Origin of the sequence: Microbacterium sp., assembly GCF_029263575.1 — a bacterium.
In the GTDB taxonomy this organism is placed as follows: domain Bacteria; phylum Actinomycetota; class Actinomycetes; order Actinomycetales; family Microbacteriaceae; genus Microbacterium.
Genome location: NZ_JAJUFV010000171.1, coordinates 1 through 5,700 on the forward strand (window position 1 = coordinate 1; position 5,700 = coordinate 5,700).

A 5,700-nucleotide genomic window follows, 5' to 3' on the forward strand; every position below is an offset into this window, starting at 1 on the left:
GTCTGGCGCGACGTTGAAGTAGGTGCCTTCTTGCGTCTCCTCGTCGAACTCATAGTCGCCTTCGAGTGGCTGGTCGTTGACGAGGTGGTCTAAGCCGTTCTCTGTGCATGAGATTTCGAAGTCCGCCGCGCAGATGCCGGTGTCGAACATTCGAGGCGTGATCACGAAGAACCCGACGATCATCTCCTGTTGCTCCGGCATGACTGCATTGAGCGCGTCGGAAACTTGCACGGTCACGGGCCCGGTGGACGAGGTTTGGAACGTGGCCGGAGCGACATCGCTCCTGTCGGCGACCTTCAGATCGTCGAACTGGTAGATCGCCTCTGCGGCGGGCGCTTCCTCGGCAGACCCTGCCTGGTCGTCGCTTCCGGAGCCCTCGGCGTCGCTGCTGCAGGCAACCAGGCTCAAGCCCAGCGCCGCCGCCGCACCAGTCGCGACCGAGCGCCGGGCGAACTTCTTCGTGTGTGCCTTCATGATGGCGCGCTCGCCGAGCCAGCTCTCCCCCTTGCGCTCGTGGTGTGTGAGAGGGCTCCCCCGACGTCCAGGATCATGATATGCAGACACTCATGCCCGGGCAAATGTACCCGTGCACGAATGCAACCGAGAGGGCGGGGCGACGCACGGGCGACGCCCCCCCGCATCAAGGCCGTTCCGAGGACAGTGCGTCGTTGAGCTCCTGCTCGAGCGATTCCGGTACCCCCGGGATCAGGTCGAGGACGCCGCGCAGCGTCAGATTTGCCGCTGCCGGGCTCGACGCGTCGAGCGGCAGACCGGGGAAGTGCCGCAGGAGCACTTCAGCAGCCGCCGGCCATGCGCCTTCGAGGCGCGCGAGATCCCGGAGCGGAGTGTCGAGCGAGGGTGCCGCTGGGCCGCCCTCGCTGCCCGCGGCCGGCACCGTCCAACGGTGTGTGCCGGGCCCAGCAGTGAAGAGCGGCGTTCCACCGTGTGCAGGGAGGTCGATCTCCGCCTCGACACCGTCGGGGATGACCGCTTCCACTGTGAGCTGCTCGTTCTCGATCACCCAGGAGACCTCGATCCGCCCGTGGGGCGTCTCATGCGCCGTGCGTGCCCAGGTGAGGCCGCCTCCGGGGCGCGGCGCGATGCGGATCCGTCGATAGCCCGGCTCGACGCGCTGCAGACCTCCGACGACCCGGTGGAGCCAGTGAGCGATGGCGCCGAGCGCGTAGTGGTTGAGCGAGGTCATTCCCGTCGCGTTGACGGTGCCGTCTGGAAGGACTGAGTCCCAGCGCTCCCAGATCGTGGTCGCACCCATTGTCACGGGGTAGAGGAACGACGGACACTCCTCCTCGAGGAGCAATCGGTAGGCGCTGTCCAGATGACCCGTGGTCGTGAGCGCGTCGGCCACGAGCGGTGTGCCCGCGAAGCCCGTCGAGATGCGGAAGCCACTGTTCGCGACAAGGTCTGCGAGCCGCGCGCCGGCCTTCGGCAGCTGATCCTCGGAGAGGATGTCGAAGCAGATCGCGAGGGCGTAGGCGGTCGCCGATTCCATCGCGAGCCGGCCGGCCGGAGTGACATACTCCCGCCGGAAGGCATCACGGACGCGGGCGGCGAGGTTCGCGAACTCCTCGGCGTCGGCCGCGCGATCCAGGAGTCGCGCTGTGTCCGCCATCTCGCGTGTGGTTCGGCACAGGTAGGCGGATGCGACGAGATGGCGATCAGTCTTCGCAGCTGTCGGATTCTCCGCCGGCGCATCAGGGTCGAGCCAGTCGCCGAACTGGAATCCCGAGCTCCACAACCCCGCTTCGTCCAATTTCGACGCGATCTGGCGAATGAGCGTCGCCATCGAGTCGTAGGCGTCCCTAAGAATGTTGAGGTCGCCGTACTCCTCATACAGGGCCCACGGCACGCTGACCGCGGCGTCGCTCCAGAGTGCCGTCGGCGGCGACGGTGTTTCGAGCGCGTCCGGGACGACCCACGGCACCGATCCCTTCTCCCGCTGCTCAGCGCGCAGGTCCTGCAGCCAGGATCCGAGGATCCCACGCACGTCGTAGAGGTAAGAGGCCGTCGGGGTGAAGGCGTTGATGTCGCCCGTCCAGCCGAGCCGCTCGTCTCGCTGCGGACAGTCGGTGGGAACGCCGACGAAGTTCCCGCGCATCGACCACACCACGTTCTCGTGCAGTCGCGAGATGAGTGGATGCGACGTCTCGAACCAGCCCGTGCGGCGCATGTCGGTGTGCACGACGACGGCTCTGAGCGCATCCGGGGCGATCGCGCCAGGCCATCCGTCGATCTCGACATAGCGGAAGCCATGGAACGTGAACCGAGGCTCCCACGTCTCCGTCTCTCCTCCGCGCAGCGTGTACCGGTCGGTGGCGGCCGCCGTACGATTCGTCTCGGTCTCGAGGTCGCCGTCGGGCGTCAGGATCTCGGCGTGCCGAATCGTGACGACTCGTCCCGCATCACCGGCCACGGTGAGGCGGATCCACCCGGAGATGTTCTGTCCGAAGTCGACGATCGTGCGGCCCGACGGGCTCTCGCGGATGTCGACCGGCGCGAGTTCTTCGATGCGCCGGATGGGCGGCGCGGCCTGCAGCTCGAGCGTCGCCGGATCCCTGTCGGTGGGCTCCGCGCGCAGCCAAGTCGCGTCGTCGAAGCCGGGCTCGGCCCATCCGACGGGCTCGAGTCGCGCGTCGTACGTCTCGCCGTCGTAGATGCTGTTCGCGATGATCGCACCGGTTCCCACGCGAAACTCGCTGTCGGTCCCAATGACTACGGTGCGATCGGGATACAGCAGCTCGAGGCGCAGGAAGAGCTCGGGGCGGTCGGCGTAGATCCGGCTTCGTCCCTCCCATCCCAGGCGCCCAACGGCCCAACCTTCACCGACGATGGCGCCGAGAGCGTTCGCTCCCACACGGACGACGTCCGTGACGTCGATGGTCGTGACCATGACTCGATGGCGGTACGACGTCCACCCGGGGGCGAGCACGGCATCGCCGACGCGCGCGCCGTTGACGTAGGGCTCGACGATACCGAGCGCTGTTGCGTGGAGCGTTGCACGGAGCAGTCCGTCCTGTGCATGGAATTCGCGGCGGAAGTACGGCGCGGCAGCGTTCAATGCGTTCGGCGCGCTGACGAAGGCGGCGCCGTCGTGCGGGGAAAAGCGTGAGGAGGTCATGCGGTCGTCACATCCTGGTTCTGTCGTTCGGTGTCAGATTCGCGATGCTGGTCGCGCGTCCGGAACACGGCCCACGCGGTGCCGCATCCGACCGCGATCATGGCGGCGAGCAGCAGGTAAAAGAGGCTCGGGCTGTACGCGACGAGAAGTGGGGTGATCGTCGCAAGGAGGGCAGCGAACAGGCGCGCGACCGAGAGGATCGCTCCCTGAGCCGTCGTCCGCAGGAGCGTCGGGAACTGCTGCTGCGCCCAGATCTTCATGATTCCTTCGGATGCGAAGGTGGTTCCGGCGAGCCCGATGAGTCCCGAGACGATCGCGGTCGTGATGCTGATCCCGAAGAAGACGTAGACGAGCTGCGCGACCACCCAGCAGACGCCGCCCACGGTGAAGTAGACGAACCTCTTTGGCGAATCAGCGATCTTCATGAACCAGAGCGCGGCGACGATGCCGAGCGGGATGAACGGGAGGCCGATGAGTGTCGCTGTCTGAAGATCCACGCCTCCCGCATTGACGAGCAGGTAGGAGCCGAACTGGCCTCCCGTGTTCGCTGCCATGTTCGTGAGCGTGTAGAACACAAGGAGCGCGACGAACGGCTTCCGGTACGAACCTCGGAGGAGATCCGCGATCGACGCACGGCTGGCGCGCACGGTCGACGCGCCCGCACGCCGCTCATCGCGAGCCGCGAGCCATGCCGCGGACTCGGGGATCGTCAGCCGTCCGATCATGACGAGCGCAGAGACGACCGCGATATGCAGGAACAGGATCTGTGCTCCCGTGCGGCCGAGCCCAGCGACGCCGGCGCTCAGGAACTGGCTCACGATGATCCCCACGGCCCACAGGAGCTGGGTGAAGCCGATCAGTCGACCTCGCGTCGCGTCGGGCGCGCTCTCCGAGATGGTCGAGAGCGAGACAGGCAGGTCCGCGCCCGTGGCGAAGCCCAGGATCAAGGCGGCGCCGAAGATGACGGGGAAGGAGTCGGCAAGCGTCAGAGCGAGTGCGGAACCGATGATGAGCGCCATCGTGATCGTGAAGATCGGGCGTCGCCCGAAGCGATCACCGAGTCTGCCGCCGACAATCGCGCCGAACGCGATGCCGAGCGTTAGGGCGCCTGACGCGAGTCCGATCTCGCCCGGGGTGAGGCCGATCGATTCCTGGAACAGGACCATCGCCGTTCCGACGCTGACGATGGCGGCTGCGTCGATGTAGGACGCCATGCCGGAGACGAACGCCGTCCACCAGGGGCGTCGGGCGATGCCGGAACTGACTTGAGACACGGGCTTCTCCTTCGAAGACGGTGGGCGGACCACCACGCGAACCTGGCGTCGACGACGGATGTCGCGCCTCCGTCACCGTACACGTTGATTGTCGTGAAGACAATAAAATGCTCGCGACGATGGCAATGCATACTGGAGGTGTGGCGAGACGTCCGAAGGTGAGCATCGATCTGCGCGAGGTCGGCGTCAACTCTGATCCGCTCGTCGCTGGGCCCGGAGCAGACCTTGCCGTGGCGTTCCAAGCGCTCATCACGGCCATGAACTCGACGGCTGTACGGGAGGCGATCCTCGAGGCCAGCGCCTTTCCGCTTCCTGATGACATGCCTGCCTTCCTGCTCGTCAACCAGCTGATCTATCGCACGACAGCGCGGCCGACGGACATGGCGGACGCGATCGGCACTGGGCGGTCGAACGTCAGTAAGATCGTTCGACGCCTTGAGGAAGCGGGTCTGGTCGGGCGCATGCCCGATCCCGCGGATGGACGCCAGAGTCGTATCGGGCTGACCCCGGAGGGGCGCGAAGTCGCGCGGAGGATTCTGAAAGTGTCGAGCGACAGCTATGCCGTCATCTTTCGCGATTGGTCTGCGCGGGATGTGGAGCGGCTTGAATCGCTTGTTGTGCGCATGGTGTCGGATCTTGACGAGCGCTTGGACCACGCGATCGAGCGCACCGCTGGGATGCGCCCACCGCGGCCGCGCGCTTGACATCGCCGGCCTGCGTCGTGTCCCTGGTGGGGCGCCGGAGCGGTGTCGGGGCACGCGATCGCGGGAGCAGCAGTGGGTGAGCACGCATTCGTCAGTGCGAGCGGACCTGTGAGGCGATGAAGCGGCGCGAGCTGGTCGCCGCACCGGTCCTCGCCGCGTACGTCGGCTCCGCGGTGATGTTCGCCGCGCTGCCGATCGTGGTCGGCGTGTTGGTCGGCTGGATGATCCCGTGGTGCGGGGGCGTGCGGGGCGGCATCACGGGCTGGAGCGTGCTGCACATGCTCTGGATCCTGCCCGCGTTCGTCGTGCTCGACGGGACCCTGTCAGCGCCGGTGAAGGCCGCGCTCTCTCGTCGCCGGTTCGCGCAGGGTCTCGCCGAAACGACGACCTCGATCGTCGTGCTGAGCGGCCTGCTCATGGTCTTCTTCGCGGAGTACGCGGGGTCGCTCCTCGTCGCCTCAATGAGCGCGCTCGTGCTGCAGGCGCTCGATCCGCTGTGGGATCTCGCGGAGCGGCGGCTTGCTGAGAAGCAGAAAACCCCTGGCGAACCAGGGGTTTTCGGTGGCGGTGACGGTGGGATTTGAAC

4 protein-coding genes and 1 pseudogene are annotated in these 5,700 nt (G+C 66.7%); 2 read left to right on the top strand and 3 right to left on the bottom strand.

Going from position 1 to position 5,700, the window contains the following annotated elements; translation table 11 throughout:
• The 3 genes and pseudogenes from Q1J95_RS13765 to Q1J95_RS13775 all read right to left on the bottom strand — a co-directional run.
• A pseudogene (locus tag Q1J95_RS13765) lies at positions 1–474 on the bottom strand (hypothetical protein); the annotation flags it as partial.
• 166 nt (positions 475–640) lie between these two features.
• Positions 641–3,136, bottom strand: a complete 2,496-nt coding sequence (locus Q1J95_RS13770) for a glycoside hydrolase family 78 protein (RefSeq protein ID WP_300268521.1) — start codon at positions 3,134–3,136, stop codon at positions 641–643.
• Positions 3,133–4,410, bottom strand: a complete 1,278-nt coding sequence (locus Q1J95_RS13775) for an MFS transporter (protein ID WP_300268524.1) — start codon at positions 4,408–4,410, stop codon at positions 3,133–3,135. The genes Q1J95_RS13770 and Q1J95_RS13775 overlap by 4 nt, the downstream gene beginning before the upstream one ends.
• 140 nt (positions 4,411–4,550) lie before the next feature.
• Here Q1J95_RS13775 and Q1J95_RS13780 point away from each other — a divergent pair, with 140 nt between their 5' ends.
• Together Q1J95_RS13780 and Q1J95_RS13785 are read left to right on the top strand one after the other, a co-directional pair.
• Positions 4,551–5,114: a MarR family transcriptional regulator gene (locus Q1J95_RS13780; protein ID WP_300268526.1), complete on the top strand. Its 564-nt coding sequence runs from the start codon at positions 4,551–4,553 to the stop codon at positions 5,112–5,114.
• Between the two features lie 116 nt (positions 5,115–5,230).
• Complete coding sequence (locus Q1J95_RS13785) at positions 5,231–5,698, top strand: hypothetical protein (RefSeq protein ID WP_300268529.1); 468 nt, start codon at positions 5,231–5,233, stop codon at positions 5,696–5,698.
• The last annotated feature ends 2 nt before the right edge of the window (positions 5,699–5,700 follow it).